General features: G+C 75.4%; 12 protein-coding genes. 9 read left to right on the top strand and 3 right to left on the bottom strand.

Features of this window, described 5'->3' with window-relative positions:
- Positions 1-14 precede the first annotated feature (14 nt).
- Complete coding sequence (locus tag LPU43_RS10950) at positions 15-275, bottom strand: hypothetical protein (RefSeq protein ID WP_229400165.1); 261 nt, start codon at positions 273-275, stop codon at positions 15-17.
- A gap of 453 nt (positions 276-728) precedes the next feature.
- Here LPU43_RS10950 and trpC point away from each other — a divergent pair, with 453 nt between their 5' ends.
- From trpC to LPU43_RS10925, 5 genes are all read left to right on the top strand, one after another.
- Entirely contained in the window at positions 729-1,592 is an 864-nt protein-coding gene (trpC, locus tag LPU43_RS10945) for an indole-3-glycerol phosphate synthase TrpC (RefSeq protein ID WP_229400164.1), read from the top strand.
- Between the two features lie 40 nt (positions 1,593-1,632).
- Entirely contained in the window at positions 1,633-2,868 is a 1,236-nt protein-coding gene (trpB, locus tag LPU43_RS10940) for a tryptophan synthase subunit beta (RefSeq protein WP_229400163.1), read from the top strand.
- 4 nt (positions 2,869-2,872) lie between these two features.
- Entirely contained in the window at positions 2,873-3,676 is an 804-nt protein-coding gene (trpA, locus tag LPU43_RS10935) for a tryptophan synthase subunit alpha (protein WP_229400162.1), read from the top strand.
- Positions 3,677-3,757: 81 nt separating this feature from the next.
- The gene (gene lgt, locus LPU43_RS10930) at positions 3,758-4,870 is read left to right on the top strand and encodes a prolipoprotein diacylglyceryl transferase (RefSeq protein WP_229400161.1); all 1,113 of its coding nucleotides are present in this window, start codon (positions 3,758-3,760) and stop codon (positions 4,868-4,870) included.
- Positions 4,871-4,884: 14 nt separating this feature from the next.
- The gene (locus LPU43_RS10925) at positions 4,885-6,072 is read left to right on the top strand and encodes an FAD-dependent oxidoreductase (protein WP_229400160.1); all 1,188 of its coding nucleotides are present in this window, start codon (positions 4,885-4,887) and stop codon (positions 6,070-6,072) included.
- A 20-nt stretch (positions 6,073-6,092) separates the two neighbouring features.
- On the opposite strand, the gene LPU43_RS10920 is transcribed toward LPU43_RS10925, so the two are convergent.
- On the bottom strand, positions 6,093-6,869 hold the full coding sequence (locus tag LPU43_RS10920) for a GNAT family N-acetyltransferase (RefSeq protein ID WP_229400370.1): 777 nt from the start codon (positions 6,867-6,869) through the stop codon (positions 6,093-6,095).
- Positions 6,870-7,088: 219 nt separating this feature from the next.
- Here LPU43_RS10920 and gltB point away from each other — a divergent pair, with 219 nt between their 5' ends.
- The gene (gene gltB / locus LPU43_RS10915) at positions 7,089-11,798 is read left to right on the top strand and encodes a glutamate synthase large subunit (protein WP_229400159.1); all 4,710 of its coding nucleotides are present in this window, start codon (positions 7,089-7,091) and stop codon (positions 11,796-11,798) included.
- Entirely contained in the window at positions 11,791-13,296 is a 1,506-nt protein-coding gene (locus LPU43_RS10910) for a glutamate synthase subunit beta (protein ID WP_229400158.1), read from the top strand. Before gltB ends, LPU43_RS10910 begins: the two co-directional genes overlap by 8 nt.
- Positions 13,297-13,899: 603 nt before the next feature.
- On the opposite strand, the gene LPU43_RS10905 is transcribed toward LPU43_RS10910, so the two are convergent.
- Positions 13,900-15,444, bottom strand: a complete 1,545-nt coding sequence (locus tag LPU43_RS10905; RefSeq protein ID WP_229400157.1) for a M1 family metallopeptidase — start codon at positions 15,442-15,444, stop codon at positions 13,900-13,902.
- A gap of 188 nt (positions 15,445-15,632) precedes the next feature.
- Between LPU43_RS10905 and LPU43_RS10900 the strand changes: the two genes are divergently transcribed.
- On the top strand, positions 15,633-16,451 hold the full coding sequence (locus tag LPU43_RS10900) for an SGNH/GDSL hydrolase family protein (RefSeq protein WP_229400156.1): 819 nt from the start codon (positions 15,633-15,635) through the stop codon (positions 16,449-16,451).
- Positions 16,452-16,554: 103 nt separating this feature from the next.
- Positions 16,555-19,110: an FtsK/SpoIIIE domain-containing protein gene (locus LPU43_RS10895; protein ID WP_229400155.1), complete on the top strand. Its 2,556-nt coding sequence runs from the start codon at positions 16,555-16,557 to the stop codon at positions 19,108-19,110.
- Positions 19,111-19,112 lie beyond the last annotated feature (2 nt).

Genomic DNA, 19,112 nt, shown 5'->3' with positions numbered 1-19,112 from the left:
GGCCGGACCGGGTGTCAGCCGACCGGCTGGCGGTCCCGCGCGGCGGCTCGGGCGGCGGCCAGCTCGGCCACCAGGCGGTCCAGCTCGGCGCGGCGCTCGGCGCGGGCCCGGTCGGCGCAGACCGCCTCCCAGGCGTTGTCCCGCGCGGTGCGGACCCGGCCGTCGCCGGTCGCGGCGCGCTCCAGCGTGTGCACCACCGCGACGGCCAGTGACGCCACGGTCCGGGAGATGGTGGTCAGTCCGATGCTCGGCTCGGGCCCGGTGCTCGTGCTCATGCTCACCCCGCACGCTCTCGTTCCGACGGTTCGGGCAGGCGCATCGTCGAGTCTGCCCGAACACCACGGTGCCCCGCTCACGTTTCGTGACGGTCACCGCGAGGTCAACTGTGCGCCGGCCCGGGCCGCCCGGACAGGGCCGTTCCGCCTTGATCTTCGTCACAGCGCGCCGACGAGCGCGCCTCCGCGCATCGATCGACGTGCGCGCGGGGTGGGTTCGGGCGGAGAATGATCCGATGGGGATGGGCGGTCGTCGATGGGTCGGGTGGCGCGGGCGTCGTCGCCGGGGTCACCGTGACCGGTCGGCCCGGTGGCGCTGGGTGACCTGCCGTTCACCGGAAGTCGGCCATTATGCCGCAGCCCATCTCGTGAGGAGCGCCATACCCCCGGCACATGCTGCCAGGTGGCGCCCCCTAGCATCGGCCCATGACACCCGGAGAGGGGAGTCCGTTGGTGACTGCTGAGCATGCGCACGCGGAAGGGGACGGGGCCGCCGAGGCGGCGTCCGGAAACGTCCTGGACGAGATCCTGGCCGGCGTGCGCGAGGACGTCGCGCGACGGCAGGAGCAGGTGCCACTGGAGCGCGTCCGCGAACTCGCCGCCGCCGCGCCGCCGCCGCTCGACGCGTACGCGGCCCTGCGCCGGCCCGGCGTGGCGGTGATCGCCGAGGTGAAGCGCTCGTCGCCGTCGCGGGGGCAGCTCGCCGACATCGCCGACCCGGCCGAGCTGGCGGGCGAGTACGCCGCCGGCGGCGCGCGGGCGATCAGCGTGCTCACCGAGGGGCGTTGGTTCGGCGGCTCCCTGGACGACCTCGCCGCCGTGCGGGCCGCCGTGCAGGTGCCGGTGCTGCGCAAGGACTTCGTGGTCTCCAGCTACCAGGTGCACGAGGCCCGCGCCCACGGCGCCGACCTGGTCCTGCTAATCGTGGCCGCGCTGGAGCAGAACGCCCTCGTCGGGCTGCTGGAGCGCATCGAGTCCCTCGGCATGTGCGCGCTGGTCGAGGTGCACACCGAGGAGGAGGCCGACCGGGCGCTGGAGGCCGGCGCGCAGGTGATCGGGGTCAACGCCCGCGACCTGCGCACGCTGGAGGTCGACCGGTCGGTGTTCGAGCGCATCGCCCCCGGCCTCCCCAGCAGCGTCGTCAAGATCGCCGAGTCCGGCGTGCGTGGCCCGCACGACCTGATCCGGTACGCCTCGGCCGGTGCCGACGCCGTCCTGGTCGGGGAGGGCCTGGTCACCCAGGCCAGCCCCCGCGAGGCGGTGGCCGCGCTGGTCAACGCCGGGAACCACCCGGCAACGCCCCGCCCGGCGCGCTGAGCCGCGCCGGGGCGCCCAGTCAGCAGCGAGAGGAGACGCGATGAGCGCCACCGACCCGACCCCGGCCGGCCAGGTTCCCGACGCCGCCGGTCACTTCGGCCGGTTCGGCGGCCGGTTCGTCCCGGAGGCGCTCGTCGCGGCCCTCGACGAGCTGGACGCCGCGTACCGCAAGGCGATGTCGGACGAGTCCTTCCTCGCGGAGTTCGACGCGCTGCTGCGCGACTACGCCGGCACCCCCTCGCTGCTCTACCGGGCCGAGCGGTTCTCCGCGAAGATCGGCGCCCGGGTGCTGCTCAAGCGGGAGGACCTCAACCACACCGGGGCGCACAAGGTGCGCAACGTGCTCGGCCAGGCGCTGCTGACCCGGCGGATGGGCAAGCGGCGGGTGATCGCCGAGACCGGCGCCGGGCAGCACGGCGTGGCCACCGCGACCGCCGCCGCCCTGTTCGACCTGGAGTGCGTCGTCTACATGGGCGAGGTCGACACGCAGCGGCAGGCGCTCAACGTGGCCCGGATGCGGATGCTCGGCGCCACCGTCGTCCCGGTTACCACCGGCTCGCGCACCCTCAAGGACGCGATGAACGAGGCGATGCGGGACTGGGTCGCCAACGTCGACGACACCCACTACCTGATCGGCACCGCCGCCGGGCCGCACCCGTTCCCCGAGATGGTGCGCGACTTCGTCCGGGGCATCGGCGACGAGGCCCGCGCGCAGTGCCTCGACCTGACCGGCGCGCTGCCGGACGCGGTCGCGGCCTGCGTCGGGGGCGGCTCCAACGCGCTGGGCATCTTCCATGCCTTCGTGCCCGACGCCGGGGTCCGGCTGTACGGCTTCGAGGCCGGCGGCGAGGGCGTGGAGACCGGCCGGCACGCGGCCAGCATCACCGGCGGCACCTCCGGGGTGCTGCACGGCACCCGCACCTACGTGCTCCAGAACGCCGACGGGCAGACGATCGAGTCGCACTCGATCTCCGCCGGCCTGGACTACCCGGGCGTCGGGCCGGAGCACGCGTGGCTGCACGACAGCGGCCGGGCGACCTACCTGCCGGTGACCGACGCCGAGGCGATGGCCGCGTTCGAGCTGCTCTGCCGCACCGAGGGGATCATCCCGGCGATCGAGAGCTCCCACGCGCTCGCCGGGGCGCTGAAGATCGCCCCGGCGCTGGCGGCCGAGCTGGGCCGGGAGCCGGTCATCGTGGTCAACCTCTCCGGGCGGGGCGACAAGGACGTGCACACCGCCGGCGAGTACTTCGGCATCCTCGACAGGGAGCAGTGACATCGTGAGCCGGATCGGGGTGGCGTTCGACAAGGCCCGTGCCGACGGGCGGGCCGTGCTGGTCGGCTGCATGCCGGCCGGGTTCCCGACCGTCGAGGGCAGCATCGCCGCGATGAAGGCGATGGTCGAGGCGGGCGTGGACGTCATCGAGTTGGAGATCCCGTACTCCGACCCGGTGATGGACGGCCCGGTGATCCAGCGGGCCAGCGACATCGCGCTGGCCGGCGGCGTCCGCACCGCCGACGCGCTGCGCATCGTCGAGGCGGTCGCGGCCACGGGCGCGCCGGTGGTCACGATGACCTACTGGAACCCCATCGAGCAGTACGGCGTCGACGCGTTCGCCCGGGACCTGGCCTCGGCCGGCGGCACCGGCCTGATCACCCCGGACCTCATCCCCGAGGAGGCCGACGAGTGGCTGGCCGCCTCGGACGCGCACGGGCTGGACCGCACCTTCCTGGTCGCCCCGTCCTCGACGGACGCGCGGCTGAGGATGACGGTGGAGCACTGCCGGGGCTTCGTCTACGCCACCGCGATCATGGGTGTCACCGGGGCCCGGTCGCGGACCTCCGACGCCGCGCCGGTGCTGGTCGCCCGGGTGCGGGAGGCCACCGACCTGCCGGTCGGCGTGGGGCTCGGCGTCGGCACCGGCGCGCAGGCCGGCACGGTCGCCGGGTACGCCGACGGGGTGATCGTCGGCAGCGCGCTGATCCGCTGCCTGCTCGACGCGCCCGACGAGGCCGGCGGCCTCACCGCCCTGCGTGCGCTCAGCGCCGAGCTGGCCGAGGGCGTCCGCACCCCGCGCCCCTGACCCGCCGCCCACCCGCCCCGCACCGCCCGCTCCCGAGCGGGGTTGCCGGTGGTGGGGGCGGCGACGGTAGCGTGTGCATCCGTGACCCTCGCCTCGACGATCCCCCAGGCGGCCCTGCCCAGCCCCAGCACGGCGGTGTGGCAGCTCGGCCCGCTGCCGCTGCGGGCGTACGCGCTCTGCATCATCGCCGGCATCGTGGTGGCCTGCGTGGTCACCGAGCGCCGGCTACGCGCCCGGGGCGTCGCCCCCGGGGCGGTGCTGGACATCGCCGTCTGGGCGGTGCCGTTCGGCATCGTCGGCGCGCGGATCTACCACGTGATCACCTCACCGGAGAAGTACTTCGGGGCCGGCGGCGAGCCGCTCAAGGCGTTCGCGATCTGGGAGGGTGGGCTCGGCATCTGGGGCGCGGTGGCCGGCGGGGCGGTCGGCGCCTGGCTCGCCGCCCGCCAGCTCGGCATCCCCCTCACGGTGGTGGCCGACGCGCTCGCCCCGGGGCTGCCGCTGGCCCAGGCGGTCGGTCGGCTCGGCAACTGGTTCAACAACGAGCTGTACGGCGGCCCGACGACCCTGCCCTGGGGCCTTGAGGTCCACGCCATGGGCTCGGGCGGCCGGGCGAAGGTCGTCGACGGCGAGCCGGTGCTGCTGCCCGGGCTGTACCACCCGACCTTCCTCTACGAGGCGCTGTGGAACGTCGGCGTCGCCGCCCTGGTCCTCGTCCTCGACCGGAGGCTCCGGCTGGGCCGGGGGCGCGCGTTCGCCCTCTACGTGATGGGCTACACCGCCGGCCGGTTCTGGATCGAGATGATGCGCACCGACGAGGCCACCCGGATCCTCGGCGTCCGGCTCAACGTCTTCACGGCCGCCCTGGTCTTCGTCGGCGCGTTGGTCTACTTCCTGCGGGCGCGCGGCCCCCGGGAGTACCTGGTCCCGGTGGGCATGCCCACCGCCGTCGCCGCCCCGACCGGCGGCGACGTGTCCCAGCTCGACCTGTCGCAGCGGGAGGCCCGGCCGGCCGCCGCCGCGCCGCAGGGGTACCGGGTGGTCGACGAGGAACAGTTCCGGGCGTACCGGGAGACCGGGGTCGCCCCCGACGACGGCCCCGACGCGACCGACGACGGGACCGCCGGCCCCGGGGCGGGCGGCGACGAGTCCGCCGGGGCGCCGGGTCGCGGCGCGGCCGACCGCGAGAGCTGAACGGGGGAGGGCGCATGCGTACCGCGGTGGTGGTCGGGGCCGGTGTCGGTGGCCTGGCGGTCGCCGGCGCGCTGGCCCGCTCCGGCTGGCAGGTCACGCTCCTGGAGCGCGCCGACCGGGTCCGCCCGGAGCCGGCGGCCGTCGTGCTCTGGCCCAACGGGGTACGCGCGCTGCGCGCCCTCGGCCTCGGCGCGGGGCTGGACGCGATCGCCACCCCGCTGCCCGACGGCGGGGTGCGCCGGCCCGACGGGCAGTGGCTCGTGCAGCCCCGCCCCACCCCGGCCGACCGGATGCCGGTGGTGGTGCACCGGGAGGACCTGCACGACACCCTGATCGCCGGGCTCGGCGAGCGGGTGGAGCTGCGCACCGGCGTGGCGGTGCGCACGGTGCGGGCCGAGGCGGGGCAGCGCCCGTCCGTCGGCGACGGCCGGCAGAGCTACGAGGCCGACCTGGTGGTCGCCGCGGACGGCACCGACAGCGAGATCCGCCGGCGGCTCGCCCCCGAGGCCCGGGTGGTCAGCTCCGGCAGCGCCGCCTGGCGGGCGGTGATCCCCTGGTACCGGGCGCCCCGGCTGCCGGCCGACCAGCCGGTCGGCGGAGAGACCCTCGGCGCCGGGTACCGGTTCGTGGCCGCCTCGCTGGGCGAGCGCGGCTCCTCCGGCGCGTCGAGCCGGGGCGGCATCTACTGGGTGGCCACCGCGGCCGGCGCACCCCGGCCGGAGTCGCCGGAGACGCAGCTCGCGCTGCTGCGCCGCTGGTACGCCGGCTGGCCCGCGCCGATCGGCGAGCTGCTGGAGGCCACCGACCCGGCCGACCTGGTGCAGCGGGAGATCCGCGAGCTGCGCCCCCTGCCCCGCGCGTACGGCTTCCCGGCCGGGCCGGGCGGGGTGGTGCTGCTCGGCGACGCCGCCCACGCCATGCCCCCGCACCTCGGCCAGGGCGCCTGCCTCGCCTTCGAGGACGCGGCCACCCTGGCCTCGCTGCTGCGCGAGTCCCGCCTGCCGGACGCCGTGGCCGCGTACGACCGGCTGCGCCGCCCCCGGGCCGCCACGGTGGTCCGGCAGACCCGCCGGATGTCGGCGGTCCTCCAGACCCGGGGCCGGCTCGCCCTGCGGGCCCGCGACGCCGCCCTGGGCACGCTCACCCCGCGCCTGCTCTCCGCCGCCGCCGCCACCGCCGCCGCCTGGCGCCCCCCCGCCTAGCCCCCGGCCGGGCGGACGGGTCAGAGGACGGCGGGGGGTTCGGCTATGCAGGCGGTGCCCAGGCGGCGGAAGCCGACCCGGACGTAGACGCGGGCGATCTCCTCGCTGCCGGCGGAGAGGAAGACCAGGTCGGTGCCGGCGTCGCGCAGCGCGCGGGCGAGGGCGGCGGTGACGGCCGCGCCGAGCCCCCGGCGGCGGGCGGCCGGCAGGGTGGCCACCCCGGCGACCTCCGCGGTGTCCCCGACCCGCATCGCGATCCCGCTGGCCAGCGCGCCCTCCTCCGGCGTCCCGGCGAGCACCGACAGGCGGCTGCCGTCGGCGAGGCGGGCCCGCTCCTCCTCCAGCGCCGCCGCGTCCAGCCCGGTGACGGCCGCGTCGCGCTGCGCCGGGCCGGCGTCGCCCCGGGCGGTGCCGGCGGCGGAGAAGCCCACGGCGGCGACCGCCCGCCGCACGGCCACGTCCCGGGCGAAGCCGGGCGCGCCCGCGTCCAGCAGCCGCACCGGTACGTCGGTGAAGTCCCCGGGGGCGGCCAGCGCGGCCGGGTCGAGCACCATGAGCGGCGCCTCCAGCACGGTCAGCCCGGCCGCGCGGGCCACCGGCAGCAGGTCGGGGACGCGCTCGTGCACCCACTCGAACGCCTCCGGCTGGCCCAGCTCCCGCTGCCGCGCCCGGACGGCGGTCAGGTCCGCCGCGGACGGCGTCGTGGTGGCGTCGAGGCGGGGACGCGCGTAGAACGGCCAACCGGCCCCTTCCCGGACGAACAGTACGAGGGGACCGTGCTCCTCCACGCGCGCCATATCGCGGGGCACCGCGTCGTAGAACTGCTCCAACCGGTCGAAGGTGACGGTCGTGCCACTACCCACGTGATCCACGCCGCGAGACTACTCTTCCCAACATCTGGAAGTGTGATCAATCTGAAGTGGCCTTGCGCCGCAACCCCTAACGTAGACTCAATAGACCCATAAGGGCCGACGTCGTCCCGACATGATCCAACCTGAGTGACGACAGGAGGCCCGGTGGCCTTTCCGTACCCTCACAGCCCGCAGTCGGTCCCGCGCGCGGCCGGGCTCTACGACCCCGCGCACGAGCACGACGCGTGCGGCGTCGCCTTCGTGGCCGACCTGTACGGGCGACGCTCCCACGCGGTCGTGGCCAACGGCCTCGGTGCCCTGCTCCGGCTGGACCACCGGGGCGCCCGGGGCGCGGAGCACAACACGGGCGACGGCGCCGGCATCATGATCCAGGTGCCGGACGCGTTCCTCCGCGAGGTGGTCGACTTCCCGCTGCCGCCCAAGGGCGAGTACGCCACCGGCCTGGTCTTCCTGCCGACCGACGACGACGGCGAGGCCCGCGCCCGCCGGGTGCTGGAGAAGTACGCCCTCGTCGAGGGCGCCGACGTCCTCGGCTGGCGGGACGTGCCGACCGACCCGGGCGGCCTGGGGGAGACCGCGCTCGCGGCGCTGCCCCGGGTGCGGCAGGTCTTCCTGGCCGCGCGCCGGCTCACCGACACCCCGGCCGGCCCGGCCGGCTCCCCGCTGACCGGCCTCGACCTGGACCGGGTGGCGTTCTGCGTGCGCAAGCAGACCGAGCGGGAGAGCGCCGAGCGGGGCGTGCCGGCGTACTTCCCGTCGCTGTCCTGCCGCACGATGGTCTTCAAGGGGATGCTCACCCCCGACCAGCTCCCCGAATTCTTCCCCGACCTGACCGACGAGCGGGTGGTCTCCGCCATCGCGCTGGTGCACTCCCGGTTCTCCACCAACACGTTCCCGTCCTGGCCGCTGGCGCACCCGTACCGGCTGATCGCGCACAACGGCGAGATCAACACGATCCGGGGCAACCGGAACTGGATGCAGGCAAGAGAGTCGATGCTCAGCGGCGCTTCCGCTGCCGCCGGCGGAGCCGGCGGGCACGTGCCCGGCAACATCCGCCGGGTCTTCCCCGTCTGCACCCCGGCCGCCTCCGACTCGGCGAACTTCGACGAGGTGCTGGAGCTGCTGCACCTGGCCGGGCGGAGCCTGCCGCACGCGGTGCTCATGATGATCCCCGAGGCGTGGGAGAACGACCCGGACATGCGCGCCGACAAGCGCGCCTTCTACCGCTTCCACGCGAGCCTGATGGAGCCGTGGGACGGCCCGGCGTCGGTCGCGTTCACCGACGGCGAGGTCGTCGGCGCGGTGCTGGACCGCAACGGCCTGCGCCCGGGCCGCTGGTGGCGCACCTCCGACGGCCTGGTGGTGCTCGGCAGCGAGGCCGGCGTGCTCGACCTCGACCCGGCCACCGTGGTCGCCAAGGGGCGGCTCCAGCCGGGCAAGATGTTCCTGGTCGACACGGTCGCCGGCCGGATCGTCTCCGACGACGAGATCAAGACCGAGCTGGCCGCCGCGCAGCCGTACGCGGAGTGGCTGCACGCCGGGCTGATCGACCTGGCCGACCTGCCGCCGCGCGAGCACGTCGTCTACACCCACGACTCGGTGCGCCGCCGTCAGCAGACGTTCGGCTACACCGAGGAGGAGTTGAAGATCCTCCTCGCGCCGATGGCCCGCACCGGCACGGAGCCGCTCGGCTCGATGGGCACCGACACCCCGATCGCCCCGCTGTCGACCCGGCCCCGGCTGCTCTACGACTACTTCCACCAGCTCTTCGCCCAGGTCACCAACCCGCCGCTGGACGCCATCCGCGAGGAGCTGGTGACCAGCCTCCAGACCACCATCGGCCCCGAGGGCAACCTGCTCGACCCGGGCCCGGCGAGCTGCCGGCAGATCGTGCTGCCGTACCCGGTGATCGACAACGACGAGCTGGCCAAGATCCTCTGCATCGACGAGGACGGCGACCTGCCCGGCTTCAAGGCCGTGCGGGTCTCCGGGCTGTACCGGGTCCGCGACGGCGGGGCCGGCATCAAGGCCCGGCTCACCGAGATCTGCCGGCACGTCTCCGAGGCCATCGAGGACGGCGTGCGCATCCTGGTGCTCTCCGACCGGGACTCCAACGCCGACCTCGCCCCGATCCCGTCCCTGCTGCTCACCGCCGCCGTGCACCAGCACCTGGTCCGTGAGCAGACCCGCACGCAGGTCGCGCTGGTCGTCGAGTCCGGCGACTGCCGCGAGGTGCACCACGCGGCCGTGCTCATCGGGTACGGCGCCGCCGCGGTCAATCCCTACCTGGCCTTCGAGTCGGTGGAGGACTTGATTTCCACGGGCGCGCTGGTCGGCGTGGACCCGGGCAAGGCGGTGCGCAACTACGTCAAGGGGCTCGGCAAGGGCGTCCTGAAGATCATGTCGAAGATGGGCATCTCGACCGTCTCGTCGTACTGCGGCGCGCAGGTGTTCGAGGCCGTCGGCCTGAACGCCCGCCTCGTCGAGCGGTACTTCCGGGGCACCCCGAGCACCATCGGCGGCGTCGACCTGCACGGCATCCACGCCGAGGTGGCCGCCCGGCACTCCCTGGCCTGGCCCGCGCCCGGCGCGATGGCCTCGGACCGGCTGGAGGTCGGCGGCGAGTACCAGTGGCGCCGCGAGGGCGAGCTGCACCTGTTCAACCCGGAGACGGTCTTCCTGCTCCAGCACGCCACCCGCAGCCGCCAGTACGACGTGTTCCGCCGCTACACGGCCAAGGTCGACGAGCTGGCCGCGAAGGCCGGCTCCCTGCGCGGGCTGTTCACCCTGCGCACGGGCGCGCGCCCGCCGGTGCCGATCGAGGAGGTCGAGCCGGCCACCGAGATCGTCAAGCGGTTCGCCACCGGCGCCATGTCGTACGGGTCGATCTCCGCAGAGGCGCACGAGACCCTGGCCATCGCGATGAACCGCCTCGGCGGCAAGTCCAACACCGGCGAGGGCGGCGAGGACGTCGAGCGGCTGCACGACCCGGCCCGCCGCTCCTCGGTCAAGCAGATCGCCAGCGGCCGGTTCGGCGTGACCAGCGAATACCTCGTCAACGCCGACGACCTCCAGATCAAGATGGCCCAGGGCGCGAAGCCCGGCGAGGGCGGCCAGCTCCCCGGCAACAAGGTCTGGCCGTGGATCGCCCGGACCCGGCACGCCACCCCGGGCGTGGGCCTGATCTCCCCGCCGCCGCACCACGACATCTACTCGATCGAGGACCTGGCCCAGCTCGTCCACGACCTCAAGTGCGTCAACCCGGCCGCCCGGGTCCACGTCAAGCTGGTCAGCGAGACCGGCGTCGGCACCGTCGCGGCCGGCGTCGCGAAGCTCAAGGCCGACGTCATCCTGATCTCCGGTCACGACGGCGGCACCGGCGCGTCCCCGCTGAACTCGCTCAAGCACGCCGGCACCCCCTGGGAGCTGGGCCTGGCCGAGGCGCAGCAGACCCTGCTGCTCAACAAGCTGCGCGACCGGGTGACCGTGCAGGTCGACGGCCAGCTCAAGACCGGCCGGGACGTGCTGGTCGCGGCGCTGCTCGGCGCCGAGGAGTTCGGCTTCGCCACCGCCCCGCTGATCGTCGAGGGCTGCGTGATGATGCGCGTCTGCCACCTGGACACCTGCCCGGTCGGCATCGCCACCCAGAACCCGGTGCTGCGCGAGCGGTTCACCGGCCGGCCGGAGTTCGTGGAGAACTTCTTCCTCTTCCTCGCCGAGGAGGTCCGGGAATACCTGGCCGAGCTGGGCCTGCGCTCGATCGAGGAGGCGATCGGGCAGACCGAGCTGCTCGACGTCGTACCGGCGATCGACCACTGGAAGGCCAAGGGCCTGGACCTCCACCGGGTCCTGTACCTGCCGGAGCTGCCGGCCGACGCCGCCCGGCGCGGCGTGCGGGCCCAGGACCACGGCCTGGAGCTGGCCCTGGACAACGAGCTGATCGCCTTGGCCCAGCCGGCGCTGGCCGACGGCACGCCGGTGCGGGTCGAGGTGGCGGTGCGCAACGAGCACCGCAGCGTCGGCGCGATGCTCGGCGGCGAGGTCACCCGCCGCTTCGGCGGGGCCGGCCTGCCCGCCGACACGATCGAGTTCCTGCTGCGCGGCACCGCCGGGCAGTCGTTCGGCGCGTTCCTGCCGGCCGGGGTCACCCTGCGCCTGCACGGCGACGCCAACGACTACGTCGCCAAGGGCCTCTCCGGCGGCCGGATCGTCGTGCGCCCGGACGCCGCCGCGCCGTTCGTCGACGGCGGGTCCGCGCCCGGCGAGCGCGCCGAGGACCAGATCATCGCCGGCAACACCATCCTGTACGGGGCCACGGCGGGCGAGGTCTTCCTGCGCGGCCGGGTCGGCGAGCGGTTCGCGGTGCGCAACTCCGGCGCGGTGGCGGTCGTCGAGGGCGTCGGCGACCACGGCTGCGAGTACATGACCGGCGGCACGGTGGTGGTGCTCGGCGGGACCGGGCGCAACTTCGCCGCCGGCATGTCCGGCGGCACCGCCTACGTCTGGAACCTCGACCGGCGGCGGGTCAACACCGAGCTGGTCGACCTGTCCCCGCTGCGCGCCGAGGAGCGGGACCGGCTGCACGAGCTGGTGCGGCGGCACTTCGCCGAGACGGCCTCGGCGGTCGCCGAGGCCCTGCTGAAGCGCTGGCCGGAGGCGGTGGAGGAGTTCACCGCCGTGGTGCCCCGGGACTACCGCCGGGTAATGGAGATCATGCGGGCCGCCGAAGCCGCCGGCCGCGACGTCGACGACGCGGTCATGAAAGAACTGACAGCGCCCGCTGGGCCGGCCCAACCGGCGCTGCCGGTGCCGCCCGCCCCGCGGGCGGTCGCCCAGGAGGTGGCTCGTGCCTGACCCGAACGGTTTCCTGCGCTACGACCGGCGGCTGCCCGGGCGCCGCCCGGTGCCGGTGCGGATCTCCGACTGGCGGGAGGTGTACCCGCCGGCCGGCGAGGAGCTGATCCGTGAGCAGGCCACCCGCTGCATGGACTGCGGCATCCCGTTCTGTCACGACGGTTGCCCGCTGGGCAACCGCATCCCCGACTGGAACGACCTGGTCCGCACCGGCGGCTGGGACGCCGCGGTGGAGTCGCTGCACGCCACCAACAACTTCCCCGAGTTCACCGGCCGGCTCTGCCCGGCGCCGTGCGAGGCCGCGTGCGTGCTCGGCATCGGCGGCGGCAATCCGGTCACCATCAAGCAGGTGGAGGTGGAGATCGCCGACGCGGCGGCCCGGGGCGGGCTCGCCCCCCGCCCGGCGGCCGAGCCGACCGGCCGGTCCGTCGCGGTGGTCGGCTCCGGGCCCGCCGGCCTGGCCGCCGCCCAGCAGCTCGCCCGCGCCGGCCACGCCGTGACGGTGTACGAGCGCGACGACGCGATCGGCGGCCTGCTCCGGTACGGCATCCCCGACTTCAAGCTGGAGAAGCGGCACATCGACCGGCGGCTGGCCCAGCTGGAGGCCGAGGGCGTCCGGTTCCGCACCGGGGTCGAGGTCGGCGTCGACGTGACCGCCGAGCAGTTGCGCGAGGCGCACGACGCGGTGCTGCTCGCCTGCGGAGCCCTCCAGGGTCGGGACACCCCGGAGACCCCGGGGCGGGGCCTGCGCGGCGTGCACCAGGCCATGGCACACCTCGTCGCGGCGAACCGGGTGGTCGCGGCGGCCGACGAGGGCCGGTCGGCGCTCGCGGTGCTGCCCGACGGCACCCCGATCGACGCCGCCGGCAAGCACGTGGTGATCATCGGCGGCGGCGACACCGCCGCGGACTGCCTCGGGGTGGCCCACCGCCAGGGCGCGGCCGGGGTGCACCAGCTCGACCTGTACCCGGAACCGCCGCACTCCCGCGACGCCGAGCGCGACCCGTGGCCCACCTGGCCATGGGTGCTGCGCAACTACCCCGCCCACGAGGAGGGCGGCGACCGGCTGTTCGCCGTCGCCGTGCAGGAGTTCGTCGACGACGGCACCGGCCAGGTCAAGTCCGTGCGGATCGCCGAGGTGACCGTCTCCAAGCGCGACGGCCGGCGGATCGTGACCGCGCTGCCCGGCTCCGAGCGGGAACTCCCCGCCGACCTGGTGCTGCTCGCGATCGGCTTCGAGGGCACCGAGCGGCAGCCGCTGCTGGAGCAGTTCGGCGTCGCCCGCAACGCCCGGGGCGCAATCGACGCCCGGCCGGACTGGCAGACCGAGGCCGACGGCGTCTTCGTCGCCGGCGACATGCACCGGGGCGCGTCCCTGATCGTCTGGGCCATCGCCGAGGGCCGCGCGGCGGCTGCCGCGATCCACGCGTACCTCGGCGGGGTGGGCGACCTGCCCGCCCCGGTCGACCCGGCGCAGCAGCCCCTAGCGGCCCGCTGACCCACCCGGACCCGCGCCGCCGGGCGGAGCGGGGCCCCGTGCCCCGCCCCGCCCGGCGGCGGTCCGACACGTGCGGCGCCGCGTCGACGGGCGCTCTCGCGTTCCAGTTCCCGGGTAGCCAGTGCCGCCCTGTGGGCCGCCGACGCGATCACCCGGAGCGCCTCGGTCCGGTTACCCGGCGACGAACCCGCGCCCGGCACCTGCCTCCGGTCGGCTGCCGGTGGTGTCTGTGGCCCCTTTGGAGCTGATGTCGCCAGCGGCTCGGCAGTGGGCGGGCTTGCCGCCATCGCCGCCCCGACCGGCGGCGACGTCTCCCAGCTCGACCTGGGCCGCCGGGGTCTCCGGGTCGTATGGCCGAAGGTCGCCTGGCCATCGGGTTTCGGGGTCGCCAGACCGCCAGACCGCCAGACCGCCTGGTCGCCGGGTCGCCTGGTTGCCGAGTCTCAGAGTCGCCTGGTTGCCCGTCGCCGGGCCGACCATGCGGGTCGGCCCGGTGAGTCGTTCAGGACATCAGCTCCAAAGGCGCGCGATCGGACCAGCAGCGGACGGCTCGCCGGCCCGCTGCTGGACCGTTCGCAGGCCCGAGGGCCCGTGGGCGAGGGGTCAGCGGGCGTGGAGCCGGTGGGTGTCGCGGATCTTGGACCACGACCTCGGCTCGGCCGGCGCGGTGGCGGCGCGGGCGGCGGCCGAGTCCGTCAGCTCCGGGCGGCCCGGGGTGAACAGCCAGGTGGTGAAGAGCGCGTCGAGGTCCCGGCCGGAGATCCGCTCGGCGAGGGCCTGGAACTGCTCCGTGGTGCCGTTGCCGTGCCGGCGGTCGGCCGTCCACTGGCGCAGGACGCGGAAGAACGCCTCGTCACCCACGGCGAGCCGGAGCTGGTGCAGGGCCAGGGCACCTCGGTCGTAGACCGCGGCGTCGAAGATGTTGGCGGCCCCGGGGTCGCCGGGCAGGACCTGCCAGAACTCGTCGTCGGCCGGGTAGCTGGCGTAGGTGAAGTCGAACAACTCCTGCGCGGTGCCCTCGCCCTGTTCCTCCGACCAGAGCCACTCGGCGTACGAGGCGAAGCCCTCGTGGAGCCAGATGTGCCGCCAGTCCGCCACCGACACCGAGGCGCCGAACCACTGGTGGGCGTTCTCGTGGACGACGATGTAGAGGTTCGACCCGCGCCGCCAGAAGCCCGGCCCGTACACCGGGCGGGTCTGCGTCTCCAGGGCGAAGCCGATGCCGTCGACCGGCCCGGCCACGCCGCCCTGCGCCTCGAACGGGTACGGCCCGAACAGCCCGCTCGCCCACTCGTTGACCTCGGCGGTCCGCTCGATGCTGGCCCGTGCCGCCGGCCCGAGCGTGCCCAGCGTGGTGCTGTACGCGTTGATCACGGGCTGCCCGTTCGGGGCGGTGTCGGTGACGATGTCGTACTGCCCGATGGCCAGGAACGACTCGTACCCCGTGCCGGGGCTGGTGCTGCGCCAGCTCCACCGGGTCCGGTTGCCCGCCTCGGCCAGCGGCGGGCGCGGCTGCACGCCGTTGCTGATCACCTCGACGCCGGTCGGCACGGAGACCGAGACATCCCAGGTGGCCTTGTCGAGGGGGTGGTCGTTTCTCGGGTGCCACCACCAGGCCGACTCGGGCTCGTTGACGGCGAGCCCGCCGTCGGCCGTCCGGGTCCAGCCGCTGTAGCCGTCGACCCGGGTCTGCGAGGGCACGCCGGCGTAGCGCACGACGACGGTCAGCGACTGTCCCTTGACGATCGGGCGGGGCGCGGTGATCGCCAGCTCGTGGGCGCCCTCGCGGGCGAAGCTCGCCGTCCAGCCGTTGACCTTCACGGACTCGACGCCGAGCACGAAGTCCAGGTTGAACCGGGACAGATCCTGGGTGGCCCGGGCGAGGATCGTGGTGGTGCCGCTGAGCTGGTCGGTAACCGGCTCGTAGCGCAGCCGGATGTCGTAGTGGCTGACGTCGTACCCGCCGTTGCCGTAGTCGGGGAAGTAGCTGTCGCCCAGGCCGGGGCTGCCGGGGGTGGGCGCGGCCTGGGCGACGGGTGGGCGGCCCCAGCCCGAGGAGGCGGCGGCCTGGCCGGGAGCGCCGGCCACGGCCGTGCCGGCGGTGGTGACGGTCAGGGCGGCGAGGGCCGCCGCGAACACGCGTCGCACGAGATGGACTCCCTCCGTCGGGGTTAAGCATCGATCAAGCTAATCGAAACTTGTGAACGGCTGTGCGCTCCGCGAACTATTCCTTCTATGGAGATGTTTCGATAGCATTACCGGGCGGTAACACCGTTTCCCTTGGCCACGCGCGCGGTCGTCGAGGATCCACCACCCCCGTCCCGTGGAGGTTCTCCATGCGTCACCGCCCGCTGGCCCGCGCCCTGACCGCGCTGGCCGCCCTCGCCGCCGCCACCCTCGGCGCGGCGGCCGTCCCCGCCGCCGCCCACGCCGAGCGCCCCCGGGTCCAGGCCGCCGCCGTCAACTACGTGGCCCTCGGCGACTCGTACTCCTCCGGCGTCGGCGCCGGCCCGTACGACCTCTCCACCTGCCTGCGCAGCGACAAGTCCTACGCCCCGCTGTGGGCCGCCGCCCACGCGGTCACCAGCTTCGCGTTCCCCGCCTGCGGCGGCGCGGTCACCGCCGACGTCATCGGCGGGCAGGTGAACGCGCTCAGCGCCGGCACCACCCTGGTCACCATCACCATCGGCGGCAACGACGCCGGCTTCGCCGACGTGATGACGAGCTGCCGGTTCGGCAGCACCAGCTCCTGCGAGAGCGCGGTCGCCGGGGCGAAGACCTTCGCCACCACGGAGCTGCCCGGCCGGCTCGACCGCACCTACGCCGCGATCCGCAACCGGGCCCCGAACGCGCGGCTGATCGTCCTGGGCTACCCGCGGCTGTTCGAGACCACCTCCTGCGGCCTGCTGGCCATGAGCAGTTACAAGCGGACGCTGCTCAACGAGGCCGCCGACGTGCTCGCCTCGGTGACCGCCGGCCGGGCCGCCGCCGCCGGGGCCACGTTCGCCGACACCCGCCCGTACTTCGCCGGGCACGGGGTCTGCGCCGCCGCGCCCTGGATCCGCGACGTCAGCGGGGTCATCGAGGCGTACCACCCGAACGCCGACGGCTACCGCCACGGCTACCTGCGCGCGCTGACCGCCGTCACCGGCTGACCCGCCCCGCCCGCCCCCGCAGACACCGGCGGCGGGCTGTCCGTCGCCGCCGCGAGTCCGCTAGGGTTCGCTGAACCAGGCGTCCATTCCGTGGGGGGCAAGGGTGGGCAGGCTCGCGGCGGCGTACGGCCAGGCGGTCACCGCGCACCGGCAGGCCCGGGACCGGTTGGAACGGGCACGGGGGGCCCTCGGCGCACCAGGGCCCGCCGCCCCGACCGCCGCCGACCTCGTCGCCGGGCTGGCCCGCGTCGGCGGGCGGCTCGCCGCGCCCACCCCGGGCGTCACCGCCCTCACCGACGTCCCCGCCGCCGTGCGCATCGGCGAGGCGACCACCCTCGACGGTGGCTTCCCCGTCGTCGTGCCGCTCGGCGGCGGCTGCCACCTCACCGTGGACGCCGACGCCCGCGACCCGCGCGTCGGCGAGCTGCTGCGCGCCGTGGTGCTGCGGCTGCTCGCCACCGCCCCCGCCGGCACCGTGCGGGTCGCCGGGATCGACACGGTCGCCTTCGGGGCCGCCTTCCTGCCGCTGCGCCCCCTCGTCGACGCCGGGGTGCTCGCCCCGACCGCCACCACCGACGCCGAGGTCGCCGCGCTGCTCGACTCCGCCGAGCGGCACGCCCGCGCCGCGCAGCACGCCACCGCCACCGACCGGGAGCTGCTGGTGCTGGTCGCCGCCGCCGCGCCCCCGGCCCGGGAACTGGCCCGGCTCGCCGCGCTCACCCACGCCGGCCCGTCGGCGGCGGTCTGCGTCCTGCTCGCGGGCCACCGGGCCGCCGCCGGGGCCGACGCGCCGCCGCCGCTGGGCGCGGCCACCGCGCTGCGCCTGATGCAGCGGTACGCCCACGTCGGCGACCCGCCCGGCCACCCGTTCAGCCCCGACGGCTCCGGGCTGGCCGCCCCCGTCGTGCCCGACGGCGACCTGCCGCCGGCCACCGTGACCGCCCTCGCCGCGCACCTCGCCCCGGCGGCCCGCCGCGACCTCCCACCCGCCTTCGCCGACCTGCTGCCGGGCCGCCGCTGGGCGGGCTCGGCCGCCGCCGGGCTGTCCACCGTGGTCGGCCGGGCCGGGCGGCAGCCGGTCACCGTCGCCTTCGACGACGCCACCCCGCACTGGCTGGTCGCCGGGCGCACCGGCGCCGGCAAGACGGTCTTCCTGCTCGACGCCCTGTACGGGCTGGCCGCCCGCTACTCCCCGGCGCAGCTCCAGCTCTGGCTGCTCGACTTCAAGGAGGGCGTCAGCTTCACCGAGTTCGTCCCCACCGAGCGGGACCCGTCCTGGCTGCCGCACGCCCGCGTGGTCGGCATCGAGTCCGACCGGGAGTACGGCCTGGCCGTCCTGCGCGAGCTGCGCGGGGAGCTGAACCGGCGAGCGACCGTCCTCAAGCGGTACGGCGTCACCAAGCTGGCCGACCTGCCCGCCGACGCGGCGGTGCCCCGGATCGTGGCGGTCGTCGACGAGTTCCAGGTGCTGCTCGCCGGCACCGACGCCCTCGCCCGGGAGGCCGTCGACCTGCTGGAGGAGCTGGCCCGCAAGGGCCGCTCGTACGGGGTCCACCTGGTCCTGGCCAGCCAGTCCACCACCGGCATCGAGTCGCTGTACGGCCGGGCCGAGGCGATCTTCGGGCAGTTCCCGCTGCGGGTGGCGCTGCCCGGCGGCGGGGGAGTGCTCGACCCGCTCAACACCGCCGCCGACGCGCTGCCGGTCGGTGCCGCCGTGCTCAACACGGCCGCCGGGGCGGCCGGCGCGGACACGGTGATCCGCTTCCCCGACGCGTACGCCGCCCGAGACGAGCTGGCTCGGCTGCGCCACGAGCTGTGGCGGGACCGGCCGGCCGACAACGCACCGCCCGCCGTCTTCCGGGGGTACGCCGCCGCGCGGCTGGCCGACGATCCCACCCTCGCCGGGCTGCACCCCGGTGCCGGGCCCCCGGTCGCCCTCGTGGGCCGGACGGTCGACGTGGCCGGCAGCACGGCCTCGTTCACCCTGGACGCCACCCCGGGCCGGCACCTGGCCGTGGTCGCCACCTCGGCCGCCGGCGCGGACGTGCTGTGGGCCGCCGCGCTGGGCCTCGCCCGGCAGCACGCCCCCGGCACGGCCCGGTTCCTGCTCGCCGGGCTGGTCGCCGCCGTCGACCCGGTGGCCCACGCCACCGCCGCCGCGCTCACCGCCGCCGGCCACCCGGTCGAGCGACTCGACGCGGCCGGCCTGCGCGACCGGATCGGCGCCCTCGCCGGCTCCTTCGCCGACGAACCCGCCGCCGGTCGCCCGCCCGTCGGCCGCACCTATCTCGTGGTCTTCGGCGCGGACGCGGCCTCGGCCGCCCTCGCCGCCACCGACCCGACCACGTTCCGCTCCGGCCACGACGACCTGCGCGCCCTGCTGCGCGAGGGCCCCGGGCGCGGGGTGCACGTGCTCGGCTGGTGGCGCGGGCTGCGCCGGCTCGCCGACGACCTCGGCGGCGCGCACCACCGCGACGACGTCGCCTGCCTCGTCGCGCTGAACGTCCCCGGCGCGGAGCTGGGGCTGCACCTGGGCGAGCACGACCTCGCCCACACCCCGCGCCCCGACCGGGCGCTGCTGGTGGACCGGCACGACCGGCGCACCGCGCTGATCGTGCCGTTCGCCGGGCCGGGGTCCGAACGGGACGAGGAGCGCTGAGC

Source organism: Micromonospora okii, from assembly GCF_020884795.1.
In the GTDB taxonomy this organism is placed as follows: Bacteria; Actinomycetota; Actinomycetes; order Mycobacteriales; family Micromonosporaceae; genus Micromonospora; species Micromonospora okii.
Note: the sequence above shows the minus strand (reverse complement) of the source record. Positions and strands in the feature narration are given on the sequence as shown.